The organism is Mesorhizobium sp. B2-3-12 (assembly GCF_006442205.1).
Classification (GTDB): Bacteria; Pseudomonadota; Alphaproteobacteria; order Rhizobiales; family Rhizobiaceae; genus Mesorhizobium.
The window spans coordinates 1-13,051 of record NZ_VFVR01000009.1; the positions used below are offsets into that span (position 1 = coordinate 1).

Consider the following 13,051-nt stretch of genomic DNA (forward strand, 5'->3'; position numbering starts at 1 on the left):
CCCCCGACACCGCCCAGCAAAGCGCCGACCGGTTGCTGCGCGACCAGTTCGGGGCGGGCAAACAGCCGCGTCACGAAATCGAGATCTGCTGCCGTTGGCTGCCGCAGCAGCAAGCGGGCGGTGCGCCGACCGCCGGTTGGCCGCGCGTCGCCGCCATGGTTCTCGGACATGGGCTGCCTTCAGGTGCTGGGCCGAAATGACGGCGGGACCGGATCGCGCCCAGCTATGCAGCCAATTGCGATGCGATCATGGCAGCGCCATGCGACCGAGCCGCCGGCTCACTTCGTATTGATCACCGATGCCGGCCGGTAAGTGTCCATCGTCGCGCCGTTGCGGTCCTCGTCGAAGAGGGAGTCGCTGCCGAAGCTGGCGCGCAGGCCGATGACGAGCTTATTGGCCCTGGTGTCCTGGGTGGACGTTTCGAACTTCCTGCGTTCGAATTCATAGCGTCCGAACACCGACCACGGCGTTTCGTCGAACCGGTACATGGCCTGGACGGCGGCACCGACCACGTCCTCGTTGGTGCCATCATAGTCGGTTCGGTTGAAGTCGAGTTCCGCATCGAGGCGAAGGTTCCTGCGGACGAAATAGCGCGCCACGGCGCGCAGGCCCCATTGGTCGCCGTGAAAGTCGTTGATGGTGAGCTGGCCGACGCTGGCCTGGCCATAGAGGGTCAGCTTGCCGAAATAGAGCTGCGCTTCCGGGCCGACGGCATGGTTGTTCACGGTCACGCCGCTTTCGCCGAACGATGTGTAGGCGGCGAAGAGGCCGGCGGCAAAACGATCGGGATCGCGGTAGTAGCCATGGATCGTGCCGCTGGTCCCGTCCAGCGGGGAATAATGGCCCCATATGCGGTCATAGGTCAGGTCGCCCTGCAGGTTCCAGCGCTGGGCGAACGGAATGTTGACGCGCACCGCACCCCCGCCGGCCCGGGTGGTGTAATCGTCGCCGACGAAGCGAAGGCCGCCAAGGTAGAGTTCGCCGTAACCGGAAACACGCGGCGTCACCACCGTCTCCGTGGCCAACGGCTGCAGCGTATCGGCGGCGTACGCGGTGGTCGCGGCGACCAGCGACGACGCGGCGAAGATTGAAAAGCGATGCATGTGAAAGCCCCGAAGATGAATATGAGTTCTGGATGCGTGTATGATGCGCGAGGCCAATCACCCGGGCTCAGTTGATGTTTATCACCGCGTTGGCTCGGTAGGTGTCCATGGTCGCACCAGTGCGATCCTCGTCGAGCAGCGAGTTGCTGCCGAAGCTGGCGCGCAGGCCGATGACGAATTTGTCCGCGCCGAATGATCCGCCCTTGGTGCGTTCGAATTGATAACGCCCAAACAGCGACCATGGCGTTGCGTCGAACCGGTACATGGCCTGCACGGCTCCGCCGATTACGTCCAGGTTGAACCCCTCATCCAACCTGTTGAACAGGAACTCGCCATCCAGGCGAAGGTTCTTCTGGATGAAGTAGCGGGCGACGGCGCGCACGCCCCATTCGTCGCCGTGAAAATCGCCGAAGTTTAGCTGGCCCACATAGGCCTGGCCGTAAAGGGTCAGATTGCCGACATAGACCTGGACTTCCGGGCCGACCGAATAGCTGCTCGGGTTCAAGTCGCCACCGAAGTCAAAGGCTGTGTAGGTGGCGAAAACACCGGCAGCGAAACGGTCGGGATCGCGATAGTAGCCATGGATCGCTCCGCCGCTGCCATTCCGATCGTCGAAGTCATCCCAGGTGCGGTCGTAGGTCAGGTCCCCCTGGAGGTTCCAGCGCTGGGCAAATGGGATGTTGACACGGGCAGCACCGCCCGCTGTGCGGAGCGTGTCATCGCCGTCGGGATAGCGAAGTCCTCCCAGATAGAGTTCGCTGTAGCCGGACATATGCCGCGTCACCACCGTCTCCGCGGCCAGCGGCTGCAGGGTATCTGCGGCGTAGGCGGATGTTGTGGCGACCAGCGACGCGGCCATGATTGAAAAGCGATGCATTGAACCCCCGAAGTGCGAATGTGTTCCGGACCCCACATCCGGTAATGGAAGACGTGACCCGTCCGGCCCCGCTGCCGGCCTTGTCAGCCTCCGGTGTTGCATTGTTCGCCGTTCCGCGTCTTGGGCTGGGCCGCACTCGAATTGTCAGGGAAAGCGCGGCGGTGCTTTCCCGGTCAGTGTGGCCATCCGGCCGCACGCCATTTGGGGATGCCGGGGGGAATCGCTGTCGGGTGAAACTACCTGGCGCTGCTCGGCGTCGAGCCGAAGCGGCGGCGGAAGCATCGGTTGAAATAGGAGACGTCGGAAAAGCCGCTCAAGAGCGCGATCTCGCTGACCCGCATGCGGTCGTTGCGCCGGTCGCGCAGCATGCGATGGGCTCTCTGCAGGCGCAGTTCGAGAATATGCTCGGCGAAACTGGAGCCGGTTTCCTGCAGGAGATCGTGGACATAGCGCGCGGAAAGCCGCAATTGCCGGGCGATGTGCTGGGCCGAGACGCCGGGATCTGCGAAGTTGTCCCGCATCTTCTGCAGGATGGCCTGCAGCCTGGCCGCGCGCAGGCCGCGCACGCCCGCCAGCTCGGCGATCTCGCCCTTGGCGCCGGTCGCCAGGCCGATCAGGTCGACGATCGTCTCGGTGGCGTGGGCGACAAGATCGGGCGAGAGCAAGGCCGGCCCCGCTTCGAGGAAGCCGCAATAGCGCTTGAGCATGTCGAGCGCTTCATTGTCGGCGCCGATGGTCAGCGCCAGGCGGTCGTCGACATGGGGAAAGGCGTTTTCCAGGATTTCGCGGGGCACCACGACATTGGTCCAGACATTGCGGTCGCCGCCGGTCATTTCCAGCGCCTCCGAGGCCGAGACCAGCGCGCCCTCGCCCCTGCCGATGCTGTAGTCGCGGCCGGTCTGCACGCCGCTCAGCCTGGTGTCGCCGTCATTGACCAGCAGCAGATAGCCGTCGCGCCCGTCATCGGCGATGTTGCGTGTCTTGCGGCTGGCATGCTTGATCGTCCCTGCCATCCGCCCGAGCACCAGCGGCCCGATGGCGGTGGCTTCGATGTCCGCCTGGAACGGCACATTGCCGGAGATGGCGTATTCGACCGACCATATCTCCGCGACATGGATGTCCTGCCAGAGCGCGAAACGCGCCCGGTCGTCGAGATGCGGCGGCAGATCGAGCGATGAGAAGACGTTCTTTTTCAACGAGCAACCGGCCTTTCCCGCGCACGCGTCTTCCCTGAAGCCGCACCGTATGGGACCGATTCGCCTCTTGTCCAGAGCCGGCGCCATCCCTTGCCCTGCAGGACAATTCCAGTGCCGCCCAGGTCAAGAATCCGGCCGGATTCGCCCGCCCTGGCGTTCGAATTTCCAAGAATGCCTGGAAAATGCGGCGTGGGAATCACCCCAGGCTCGCCCTGGCGCTGCAACTTGCAACACCGTCACGGGCTCGGGTGTGTTGAGATTCAGCTCAGGCCGGCCTCACCTGAATATCGATACACCCTAGAAGGTGATCTTCACGGAGGCCACGCTGCGGTTGGCCGGGCCGTGGTGGACGGCCTCGATGTTGTTGCCGTCGGGGTCGAGCAGGAAGGCGGCATAATAGCCGGGATGATAGGGCCGTTCGCCCGGCGCGCCATTGTCTTTGCCGCCGGCCGCCAGCCCGGCCTTGTGGAAGGCGTCGACCATGGCGTGGTCCCTGGCCTGGAAAGCCAGATGATGACGGCCGGTCAGCTTGCCCAATGCGGCCCGGCTGTCCGCGCTGGAGATGAACAATTCGTCGGCCCAGAAATAATCCTCGCCGGCGCCGCCGATCGGGATGCCAAGCACCTGGAACAGCGCCTCGTAGAAACGCCGGCTGGCGGGGAGATCCCTGACCACGAGCTGGAGGTGGTCGATGAGCCGGCCGCGATGCAATTCCTGGGTTTCCATGAAGCTCCTCCTCGCAAGCTCCTCCTCGCAATGCCTCGAATTTAGGCGCCGGCGGCAAGGCGTCAACGCGGGGCGCGTGCATCTGCTGACAACCAGCGACAATTTTTCGGGCCGGATGGAACTTTTCGGCTGAACGCAAGTTTGGTGCCGCGGCGGGAGGGAATTGCCATTGGATTGTTTTGAGAAGCTGGAAGCGCTGGTCGACGGCGCCGATGCCGGTGCCATCGAGGAAGCGAACGCGTTGCTGGCAAGGTTCAGGGACAGGTCCGAACAAACGAAGCGGGCCATCGAGGAGTTCATGCTGGACTTCAAGACCTTGGTCTTCGTCGTCGAAACCGGCGAGGAAGGTTTCCAAAAACCGATCCGCAAGCTCGCCCGCGCCAGGCTCGCGAAGCTCAAGCATCTGGTCAGCCAGACGGCATGAAGGTCTGGTTGCGGCCTATCCCTTCAGGACGGCCGCCAGCCGGGGAATGCCCTCGCTCACGGCGCGGCGGTCGGCCAGCGTGAAGGACAGCCGCAGCGTGTTGCGTCCGGTGCCGTCGGCATAGAAGGCATTGCCGGGCACGAAGGCGACACGCGCCTCCTTCACCGATCGCGCCAGGAGTTCGGTGGCGTCTGCGCCTTCCGGCAGCGTCACCCAGACGAACATGCCGCCTTCCGGGCGGCTCCAGGTCACGCCCTTGGGCATGTGGGCTTCAAGCGCGCCGAGCAACCCGTCGCGGCGCTCGCGATAGGCGCCGATCAGCTTGTCCACCTGGCCGTCGAACACGGATTCGGCGACGCGGTGCATCACCATCTGGTTGACCGACGGGCTGTGCAGGTCCGAGGCCTGCTTCATCAGCACCAGTTTTTCGACCACATGGCGAGGCGCGCAGACCCAGCCGACACGCATGCCCGGCGACAGGATTTTCGAGAACGAGCCGCAATAGAGCGTGCGCGCCTTGTCGATGCCGCCAGACCTGATGCAGTCGAGCGCCAGGATGGGCGGCACGGCCTCGCCGTCATAGCGCAGGGCACGATAGGCGGCGTCCTCGATGACGGCGATGTCGAGTTCGCCGGCAAGGTCGAGCACCGCCTCGCGCTGCTTCTTGTCCAGCGTGTTGCCGGTCGGGTTGGCGAAGTCGGGCACCAGATAGGCGAACTTCACCCGCCCGCCATTCGCGGCGGCGGCCGCGCGGTAGGCCTCGGGCGTCATGTTGCCGCCCTCGGGCCGCAGCCGGTCGTAGCGCGGCTCATAGGCGTTGAAGGCCTGCAGCGCGCCGAGATAGGTCGGCCATGTCACCAGCGCGGTGTCACCCGGCGACAGGAACAGTTTGCCCAGATAATCCAGCGCCTGCTGCGAGCCCGACGTGATGAAGATGTTGGCCTCGTCGCAGGCGATGCCGAGCTTGCCCATCTGCCCGGCAAGCCATTTGCGCAGCGGCGCATAGCCTTCCGAGACCTGGTACTGCAGCGCCGCTCCGGCTTCCGCGCCGCTGAGCACATCGGCATAGGCATCGCGGATGGCATCGGCCGGGAACAGTGAGGGATCGGGAATGCCGCCGGCGAAGGAGATGATGTCGGGCTGGTCGAGCAGCTTCAGCAGCTCGCGGATTTCCGACGCCTTCATGCGCGACGAGCGCGAGGCCAACAGGTTCAAAAGGGTCACGACACGCCTCCCCGGACGTTTCTTATATAGGTCAACTTGGCTGACCTATATCCGCTCTTGCCGGCAAATTGAATAGGGCCTGGAAGGCTTCCGCTATACGCCAGTTGCCGCCGGCGTCCGTGTCTGAAGGCTCTTCTTGTAACCAATATGGCTGGCCGTGAAGCCGAGCCCTTCATAGAAACGGTGCGCATCCGCCCGGCCCTTGTCCGTCGTGAGCTGCACCAGGCCGCAGCCGCGCGCCTTGCATTGCCCGATCGCCCATTCGACCATCTTCCTGCCGATGCCGTCGGAGCGCCTGCCATCGGCGACACGAACCGCCTCGATCTGCCCCCGCCACGCGCCCTTGCGCGATAGCCCGGCGAGGAAGGTGATCTGCAACGTGCCGATCACCGCGCCGCCATCCACGGCCACCGCCAGCAATTGGTTGGGATCGGCGTCGATGGCCGCGAAGGCATCGACATAGCCTTGCGCCAGCGGCAAGGAAGCATCCTCGCGGCCAGCGCCCAGCGGATCGTCGGCCAGCATGGCGACGATGGCCGGCAGGTCGGCGGCGACAGCTTTGCGGAATTGGATGTTGGTCATGGGCGGATGAGATACGGCTGGCCGGCCCCGGCGGCAAGGGTGGATGCGCGGCCCAATCACCAAACGCCAGCGCCGCCCCTCATCTGCCTGCCGGCATCTTCTCCCCGTATAGGGACGGGAGAAGGACGCTGTGGCATCCCTCGGCGCCTATTTCCCAGCGCCGGCAATTGGCGAAATCGCCAGCGACTGCGTCTTTCTCCCCGTCCTATACGGGGAGAAATGTCCGGCAGGACAATGAGGGGCGGCGCCGAGGCTCAATCCCCGTCCGCCGGCTTGGCCTTGCCACACTGCGCCAGCACCTTGCCGATCGCCCCACTGGAGCCCTTCAGCGGAAAACCGATCTCGCCATATTTGGCCGAACTGACCGACAGGTCGCCCTTCGAGCGTAAGAGGTCGAGCAGCGGATCGGCTTTCGCCAGATTGACCACGAAATATCCGTACATTTCCTCCAGCTGCAGCGTCCTGGTCACCGTCTTGCCGTCGGCCTTGAAGTCGAAAACGCCGCTGGCTCCCGGTTCCAGCTGCTGGCCGCTGGCGCCCAGATCGTAGCTCAGCACCGGTTTGTCGTAACAATTCAGCATCAGATACGCGTCGCCCTTCGGCCCGCCGCAGACGGAAGCTGTCAGCACGCTGCCGCCCTCGTCTTCTTCCATCTTCGCGCTCCAGCCGCCGCAGGACGCGGCGAAGGACGATTGTGCGCCCAGCAATGCCGCCAAGGCACCGGCGGCAACGAGATATCTTGTCATGGCTTCCCCCTCCGACATTTGCAGCACCCGCCGCCAGCATATAGGAAAAGCCGTTGAATGGCATTGCATCTACGGCAAGGCCGCGCGTCCCGGAGAGAGCGGTGTTGAAAGCCTGTATTCGCCTGTGTCTTCTGACCGCCGCCCTGATGGCCTTGCCGCTCACCGCCCATGCCGAATGGAAGCCGGTCGAGAAGGTCGAGACCTACGCCATATCAGGCCAGTCCGGGCTGGAGCTCTACCGGTCGATCGGCGAGAACGGGCCGAATGTCGGTATCACCCGCGCCATCGCCTACACCAACTTCAAGCTGACCTGGGGTGTCAGGGACTACAAGCCCAGGGGCAAGGACTGCGTGCTGACGGCGGGGAATCCGAAACTCATCATCACCTACACCTTGCCAAGCCCTTCCGAGCCGCTGCCGCCAGCCCTCCAGAAGAAATGGGAGGTGTTCATCGCCGGCGTCAGCGCCCATGAGAAGGTGCATGGCGCCAGCATGATCCAGATGGTCCATGACATCGAAGCCGCGACAGACGGCCTGACCGTCACTGACGATCCCAAATGCAGCAAGACCAGGGCCGAGGTGGTCCGTCGGCTCGACGCGATCTCGAAGACGAGGATACAGGGCAGCCGCGATTTCGACCGCGTCGAGTTCGGCCAGGGCGGCAATTTGCAGAAACTGGTTTTCGCTTTGGTGAATGGCGGCTGAGCGCCAGCCTCACCCCTCCCAACACTAGGCAAGGAAAGGCGCCAAGCTCGGCAAACGCGCGCCTTTCCTCTCCCCCGTCGATCGGGGGAGAGGTGGCTCGGCGAAGCCGAGACGGAGTGGGGGTCGACCTGGTTCGGCCGCTGTGTTTCAAGCCCGGGTGATATCTCGCTGTGACTGAGGCCTGGGTGTCAGCGGCAGCGCGGTCGAGAACCGCCTTCCCCCACTCCGTCGCTGCTTCGCAGCGCCACCTCTCCCTCCGGAGGGCTCCGGAGGGCGAGGAAAGGCACCAAGGTCGGTGAACCAGCGCACCTACCGGCTGAGATCGAGCGCCGCCGACAAATCCCCCATCGGCGGCTCGCCATTGGCGGCCAGCGCCTTGTCGCGGGCGACGATGCCTGAAAGCACCGGCAGGTCGTAGCGCGCGGTGATGAAGCGCAGGATCGACGTCGTGTCGTATTGCGTGTGGTCGACCGTGCCCATCCTGGCATAGGGGGAGACGATGAAGGCCGGGATGCGGTTGCCCGGGCCCCAGCGGTCGGCCTTGGGCGGCGCGACGTGATCCCAGAAGCCGCCATTCTCGTCATAGGTGACGACCACCAGCATGTGGCCCCATTGCGGGCTCCTCTCCAGATGCGAAACGAGGTCGGCCAGATGCTGGTCGCCCGAGGTCACGTCGGCATAGCCCGAGTGCTCGTTGAGATTGCCTTGCGGCTTGTAGAAGGCGACTTGCGGCAGCTTGCCGTCGTCGATCGCCTTGATGAATTCCGCGCCGTCCATGCCGCCGTCCCTGAGATGCTCGGTGCGAGCCGCGGTGCCCGGCGCGTAAGCGGCGAAATAGTTGAAGGGCTGGTGGTGGAACTGGAAGTTCGGCACCGGCGTGGCGTTCTTGCCGTCCAGCGTTGCCTGCCAGGCGCCGGCGTACCAGGCCCAGCTCACACCCCTCAGCGACAGGAGATCACCGATGGTGACGTCGTGCTGCGGCGGCAGCGTGGTGGGCGCGGCCGGATCGGCCAACGCCTTGTCGCCGCCCTCGGCCGGCTTGTTGGCGCTCGGCTCGTAAGGCGGCTGCATGGTGTTGACGGCATGGAAGTCGGGCGTGATGGCGCCGTCATTGACGAATTTCGGCACGCCGCCAAGCGCCGAGGCCGGCGAATTGTCGGCCACCTTCAAGGTCGTGCCGTCGGCCTCGACCACGGCGATCTGGCCCTTGATCGGGCTGGTGTCGGCGTTGGGATAGACCGGCGCGCAGGCGCAGGCGAGCTGGAAATGGTTGAGGAAGGAGCCGCCAAAGGCGCCCTGGAAGAAATTGTCGGCCAGCACGTATTTCTTCGCCACCTGCCACATCGGCAGCCTCGAGCCGTCATAATGGCCCATGACCAGGCCGCCGGAATCGGCCCAGGCGACGAACTTGTCGTTCTTCCCGCCGTCGATCTGCATCTGCTCCTGGTAGAAGCGGTGCCACAGATCGTGGGTGATGACGTTGGTGCCCTCGTGAAAACCCTTGGGATCGTCGATGGCGAAGGCGGCGTTGGCGAGATGCGCGGTCTCGGCCTCCGTCACCACGGGCGTGACGCCCTTGCCGGTCAGCCCACCCCAGGCCGGCGGCAGTTCGGTCAGCGGCTTGCCGTCACGGTCGAGCTGGCGCGCCTGATCGGCCGAGACACTGGCCAGACCATTGGCGCCGGGGAAGCCGCCGTAGAGATTATCGAAGCTGCGGTTCTCGGCATAGATGACGACGACGGTGTCGATCTTGTCGAAGCCCGGAGGCGCGGCATGGGCGGCGGCAGCGAGCGATGCCAGCGCCGTGGAGGCGAGGCAAAGGGAGAGAAAGGACCTGGTCATGGGAAGACGCCTCGTGGCTGGGGAGTGGCTGGAGGAACTTTTGGACGCTAGGGCCGCTGCTTGTCAGCTTTGTGACAGGGGCCGTTACGCGCAGCCGCATTGATACAACCTGATACGTTGGCGGGACAGCACCTCCCTCTGGCCTGCCGGCCATCTCCCCCGCAAGGGGGGAGATCGAATACGGCTATGCGTTCGCCAATCACCAAAGTGTGAGGGGCGCAGTCGCTGAAGCTGCCAATCTCCCCCCTTGCGGGGGAGATGTCCGGCAGGACAGAGGGGGGTGTGACGGAACTCGGCGTCGGCCGCATGTCCTTGCTCGGACACGGGTCATCAATTCGTAGCAATGCCAGTTCCAGACTAGCAGACCACATAACAGGCCAACCGACATGCCAGCTGCACAATGGAAGAAACGCGCCTTCGCCGCATCGATGCTCGTCATCATTGCGATCTCCTCTGCCAGCATCGTCAGCGCCGGAACCGGCAGCGTCCATCCCGGCCCCCTGTCGCGCGCCGACGCCTTCGCCCGGGCCCAGGCACTCACCGCGCTTGGCAAGAAAATGTTCTTCGACCCGGCGCTGTCGGCCTCGGGCAGGCAGGCCTGCTCGTCCTGCCATGACCCGCGCCATGCTTTCGGGCCGGCCTCGGCCTCGCCGGTCGAGATGGGCGGGCCTGATCTCGACCAGCCGGGCGTGCGCGCCGTGCCGTCGCTGCGCTATCTCCAGGCCGCACCCGCCTTCACCGAGCATTTCTACGATTCCGAGGACGAGGGCGACGAGAGCGTCGACAACGGCCCGACCGGCGGCCTGACCTGGGACGGCCGCGTCGACCACGGCAAGGACCAGGCGAAAATACCCCTGCTCTCGCCCTTCGAGATGGCCAACAAGGATGCCGGGGCGGTCACCGCCGCCTTGCGCAACTCGGCCTATGCCGGCGACATCAAGGCGGTGTTCGGGCAGGACGTCTTCGACCGCCCGGGCGACGCCTTCGACGCCGCCGCCGAAGCGCTCGGCACGTTCGAGCAGAGCGCGGCCGACTTCTACCCATACTCCAGCCGCTACGATGCCTTCCTCGCCGGCAAGGCGACATTGTCGACGCGGGAACTGCATGGCCGCGAACTGTTCGAGGACGAGAAAAAAGGCAATTGCGCCTCCTGCCATCTCAGCGAACCCGCCAATGACGGCGAGCCGCCGCAGTTCACCGATTTTGGCCTGATCGCCATCGCCGTGCCGCGCAACCCGGCCATCCCGGCCAACGCCGACCCCGCCTATGCCGATCTCGGCCTGTGCGGCCCGCTGCGCACCGATTTCCATGGCCGGCCGGAGTATTGCGGCCTGTTCAAGACGCCGACGCTGCGCAATGTCGCGCTGCGCCAGAGTTTTTTCCACAATGGCGAGTTCCACACACTGCGCGACGCCGTCGCCTTCTACGCCAGCCGCGACACCGATCCCGGCCGCTGGTACCCGAAAAATGCCGAGGGCACGGTTAAGAAATATGACGATCTGCCAAAGGCTTACTGGGGAAACCTGAATCAGGATCCGCCCTTCGACGGCAAGAAACCCGGCGACAAGCCGGCGCTCGATGACGCCGAGATCGACGACATCGTCGCGTTTTTGCAGACGCTGACGGATGCGGATCAGGTGGGCCACTGAGGCCTAGCACGGAAGCCAAAAACGAAATGCCGGCGGGCCAGCGCCCCCCTCTGTCCTGCCGGACATCTCCCCCACTTGGGGGGAGATTGGCAGCTTCCGCGCCCCGCGCGATTCTACACGTTGAAGATTGGCGAACCCGATGTGCCACCGATCTCCCCCCTCGTGGGGGAGATGTCCGGCAGGACAGAGGGGGGCGCTGGCCCGCCGGCGTCTCCAAGATTCCTCACAGCGCCCGGATGACACCCCCATCGACACGGATATTCTGCCCGGTAATGTAACCCGCCCCTTCCGAGGCCAGGAAGGCGATCGTCGCGGCAATCTCCTCACTCGTCCCATAGCGCTGCATCGGCACGTTGTCGCGGCGCTCTTCGGTCGCCGGCAGGCTGTCGATCCAGCCGGGCAGCACATTGTTCATGCGCACATTGTCCGGTGCATAGGTGTTGGAAAAAATCTTGGTGTAGGCCGCAAGGCCGGCGCGGAACACGGCCGAGGTCGGGAACATCGCGTTCGGCTCGGCCACCCACGCCGTCGAGATGTTGATGATGGCGCCGCCCTTCTGCTTGATCATTTGCGGCGCCACGATGCGCACCGGCCGGATGACGTTCATCAAATAGACGTCCATGCCGGTGTGCCACTGCTCGTCCGTGATCTCCAGGATCGGCGCGCGCGGCCCGTGGCCGCCGCTGTTGACCAGCACGTCGATGCGGCCCCACTTTTCGAGCGTCGCGTCGGCAAGCCGCTGCAGATCGTCATTCGACTGGTTGGAGCCGGTGACGCCGAGCCCGCCAAGCTCCCTGGCCAGCGCCTCGCCCTTGCCCGAGGAGGACAGGATGGCGACCTTGAAGCCATCCGCCGCCAACCGCTTTGCCGCCGCCGCCCCCATGCCGCTGCCGCCGGCGACGATGACTGCTGTTTTTTCTGAGCTCATTCGGTTTTCCTCATCGGGGTTGGCGATTGCAGCGGTCCTATAGCCGGTTTCGCCAGCCAGTTCGAACCAGAAAGACTGAACCGACCTGCAAAAAACTTGGGCGGGCAGCGCTGCCCCTCACCTGCCTGCCGGCATCCTCTCCCCGTATAGTGACGGGAGAGGGGCGCTGTGTCAGGCGCTTTCGCCAATCCCGAGCGGTGCAAGAAGGGTGTGCCGGCGCTGCGGCCAGCTTCTTTCTCCCCGTCACTATACGGGGAGAAATGCCCGGCAGGGCAATGAGGGGCGGCGCCAACCACGGCAATCGAAACGAGACGCCCCCTACCCCTCCACCGTCTCCAGCACACTGAGCAGCGTGCCTTCCATGTCCGGTTCGTCGCCGGAGCAGACGCACAGCATCTCGGCGTCGCCCTCGCCTACCGAGAGGTAGGCGTGGCCCATGGTGGAATCGATGTAGACGCTCTCGCCCTCCTTCAGCCGCACCGGCGCGTACTGGTCGGTGTGCAGTTCGATCTCACCCTTGAGCACGATCAGGAATTCCTCACCGGCATGCCGGGTCAGCGGGCCGAACTGCTGCGGCGTGCGGGCGCGCGCATAGGCATGGATCGGCACCATGCGCTTGTGCACCAGGTCGGTGGCGAGATACCGATAATCGTAGTTGCGGGTCAGCTGGCGCAACGTGTTGGCTGGCGACGTCACCGAGCGGCGGGTGCGCGATGCCGGCTGCTTGCGGTCGCCGCTGAGCAGTTCCGTCACATGGATGCCGAGGCCCTCGCAGATCTGCAGCAGCTTGTCGTAGCTCAGCGACATCTGGTCGTTCTCGACCTTGGACAGGGTCGACACCGCGACACCGGTGAGAGAGCTGACCTCCTGCAAGGTCCAGCCATGGGTTTTTCTCAAGGCCCGCAGACAATCACCGAGGTTCGGTTGCTCCGACATTGCCAGCTCCATGGCGGCGATCGCGCCGTTCTCCACCCTAGGTAGTCGAACTCTCCGTCGTCATCAACAACACCAACAATTTTCTTATACGCTAAATGTTGACTGGATACGAAA

General features: G+C 64.6%; 13 protein-coding genes. 3 read left to right on the forward strand and 10 right to left on the reverse strand.

From position 1 onward, the window contains the following. Nucleotides 1-278 precede the first annotated feature (278 nt). The 4 genes from FJ948_RS23185 to FJ948_RS23200 all read right to left on the reverse strand — a co-directional run bounded on the left by FJ948_RS23185 (nt 279) and on the right by FJ948_RS23200 (nt 3,902). Nucleotides 279-1,103 (reverse strand): outer membrane beta-barrel protein, encoded by an 825-nt coding sequence (locus FJ948_RS23185; RefSeq protein ID WP_140708551.1) that lies wholly within the window; start codon nt 1,101-1,103, stop codon nt 279-281. Between the two features lie 67 nt (nt 1,104-1,170). Further along, nucleotides 1,171-1,962: a hypothetical protein gene (locus tag FJ948_RS23190; RefSeq protein WP_140708553.1), complete on the reverse strand. Its 792-nt coding sequence runs from the start codon at nt 1,960-1,962 to the stop codon at nt 1,171-1,173. Nucleotides 1,963-2,216: 254 nt separating this feature from the next. Then, nucleotides 2,217-3,176 (reverse strand): AraC family transcriptional regulator, encoded by a 960-nt coding sequence (locus FJ948_RS23195; protein ID WP_140708555.1) that lies wholly within the window; start codon nt 3,174-3,176, stop codon nt 2,217-2,219. Between the two features lie 297 nt (nt 3,177-3,473). Continuing rightward, nucleotides 3,474-3,902, reverse strand: a complete 429-nt coding sequence (locus FJ948_RS23200) for a VOC family protein (RefSeq protein ID WP_140708557.1) — start codon at nt 3,900-3,902, stop codon at nt 3,474-3,476. A gap of 169 nt (nt 3,903-4,071) precedes the next feature. Between FJ948_RS23200 and FJ948_RS23205 the strand changes: the two genes are divergently transcribed. Beyond that, complete coding sequence (locus FJ948_RS23205) at nt 4,072-4,326, forward strand: hypothetical protein (RefSeq protein ID WP_246677590.1); 255 nt, start codon at nt 4,072-4,074, stop codon at nt 4,324-4,326. 15 nt (nt 4,327-4,341) lie between these two features. On the opposite strand, the gene FJ948_RS23210 is transcribed toward FJ948_RS23205, so the two are convergent. From FJ948_RS23210 to FJ948_RS23225, 3 genes are all read right to left on the reverse strand, one after another. Next, nucleotides 4,342-5,511, reverse strand: a complete 1,170-nt coding sequence (locus FJ948_RS23210; RefSeq protein WP_181173800.1) for a PLP-dependent aminotransferase family protein — start codon at nt 5,509-5,511, stop codon at nt 4,342-4,344. 132 nt (nt 5,512-5,643) lie between these two features. Beyond that, the gene (locus tag FJ948_RS23215) at nt 5,644-6,132 is read right to left on the reverse strand and encodes a GNAT family N-acetyltransferase (RefSeq protein ID WP_140708562.1); all 489 of its coding nucleotides are present in this window, start codon (nt 6,130-6,132) and stop codon (nt 5,644-5,646) included. Between the two features lie 254 nt (nt 6,133-6,386). After that, nucleotides 6,387-6,878, reverse strand: a complete 492-nt coding sequence (locus FJ948_RS23225) for a hypothetical protein (protein WP_246677591.1) — start codon at nt 6,876-6,878, stop codon at nt 6,387-6,389. 104 nt (nt 6,879-6,982) lie between these two features. Between FJ948_RS23225 and FJ948_RS23230 the strand changes: the two genes are divergently transcribed. Then, complete coding sequence (locus FJ948_RS23230; protein WP_140709073.1) at nt 6,983-7,582, forward strand: DUF922 domain-containing Zn-dependent protease; 600 nt, start codon at nt 6,983-6,985, stop codon at nt 7,580-7,582. Between the two features lie 309 nt (nt 7,583-7,891). On the opposite strand, the gene FJ948_RS23235 is transcribed toward FJ948_RS23230, so the two are convergent. Beyond that, nucleotides 7,892-9,424 (reverse strand): acid phosphatase, encoded by a 1,533-nt coding sequence (locus tag FJ948_RS23235; protein ID WP_140708563.1) that lies wholly within the window; start codon nt 9,422-9,424, stop codon nt 7,892-7,894. A gap of 428 nt (nt 9,425-9,852) precedes the next feature. Here FJ948_RS23235 and FJ948_RS23245 point away from each other — a divergent pair, with 428 nt between their 5' ends. Beyond that, entirely contained in the window at nt 9,853-11,073 is a 1,221-nt protein-coding gene (locus tag FJ948_RS23245; protein WP_246677610.1) for a cytochrome-c peroxidase, read from the forward strand. Between the two features lie 223 nt (nt 11,074-11,296). Here FJ948_RS23245 and FJ948_RS23255 read toward each other — a convergent pair whose 3' ends face one another. Further along, nucleotides 11,297-12,001, reverse strand: coding sequence for an SDR family oxidoreductase (locus tag FJ948_RS23255; protein ID WP_140708566.1), 705 nt, complete (start codon nt 11,999-12,001; stop codon nt 11,297-11,299). Between the two features lie 318 nt (nt 12,002-12,319). Continuing rightward, a complete protein-coding gene (locus tag FJ948_RS23265) occupies nt 12,320-12,937 on the reverse strand; it encodes an XRE family transcriptional regulator (protein WP_140708568.1) in 618 nt (205 codons plus the stop codon). Nucleotides 12,938-13,051: the final 114 nt, after the last annotated feature.

Excerpts from the sequence above, each read along its gene's own strand:
- FJ948_RS23185 (WP_140708551.1), bottom strand. The coding sequence starts at position 1,103 with ATGCATCGCTTTTCAATCTTCGCCGCGTCGTCGCTGGTCGCCGCGACC.
- FJ948_RS23190 (WP_140708553.1), bottom strand. The coding sequence starts at position 1,962 with ATGGCCGCGTCGCTGGTCGCCACAACATCCGCCTACGCCGCAGATACC.
- FJ948_RS23200 (WP_140708557.1), bottom strand. The coding sequence starts at position 3,902 with ATGGAAACCCAGGAATTGCATCGCGGCCGGCTCATCGACCACCTCCAG.
- FJ948_RS23210 (WP_181173800.1), bottom strand. The coding sequence starts at position 5,511 with ATGAAGGCGTCGGAAATCCGCGAGCTGCTGAAGCTGCTCGACCAGCCC.
- FJ948_RS23215 (WP_140708562.1), bottom strand. The coding sequence starts at position 6,132 with ATGACCAACATCCAATTCCGCAAAGCTGTCGCCGCCGACCTGCCGGCC.
- FJ948_RS23225 (WP_246677591.1), bottom strand. The coding sequence starts at position 6,878 with ATGACAAGATATCTCGTTGCCGCCGGTGCCTTGGCGGCATTGCTGGGC.
- FJ948_RS23235 (WP_140708563.1), bottom strand. The coding sequence starts at position 9,424 with ATGACCAGGTCCTTTCTCTCCCTTTGCCTCGCCTCCACGGCGCTGGCA.
- FJ948_RS23245 (WP_246677610.1), top strand. The coding sequence starts at position 9,853 with ATGCTCGTCATCATTGCGATCTCCTCTGCCAGCATCGTCAGCGCCGGA.
- FJ948_RS23255 (WP_140708566.1), bottom strand. The coding sequence starts at position 12,001 with ATGAGCTCAGAAAAAACAGCAGTCATCGTCGCCGGCGGCAGCGGCATG.
- FJ948_RS23265 (WP_140708568.1), bottom strand. The coding sequence starts at position 12,937 with ATGTCGGAGCAACCGAACCTCGGTGATTGTCTGCGGGCCTTGAGAAAA.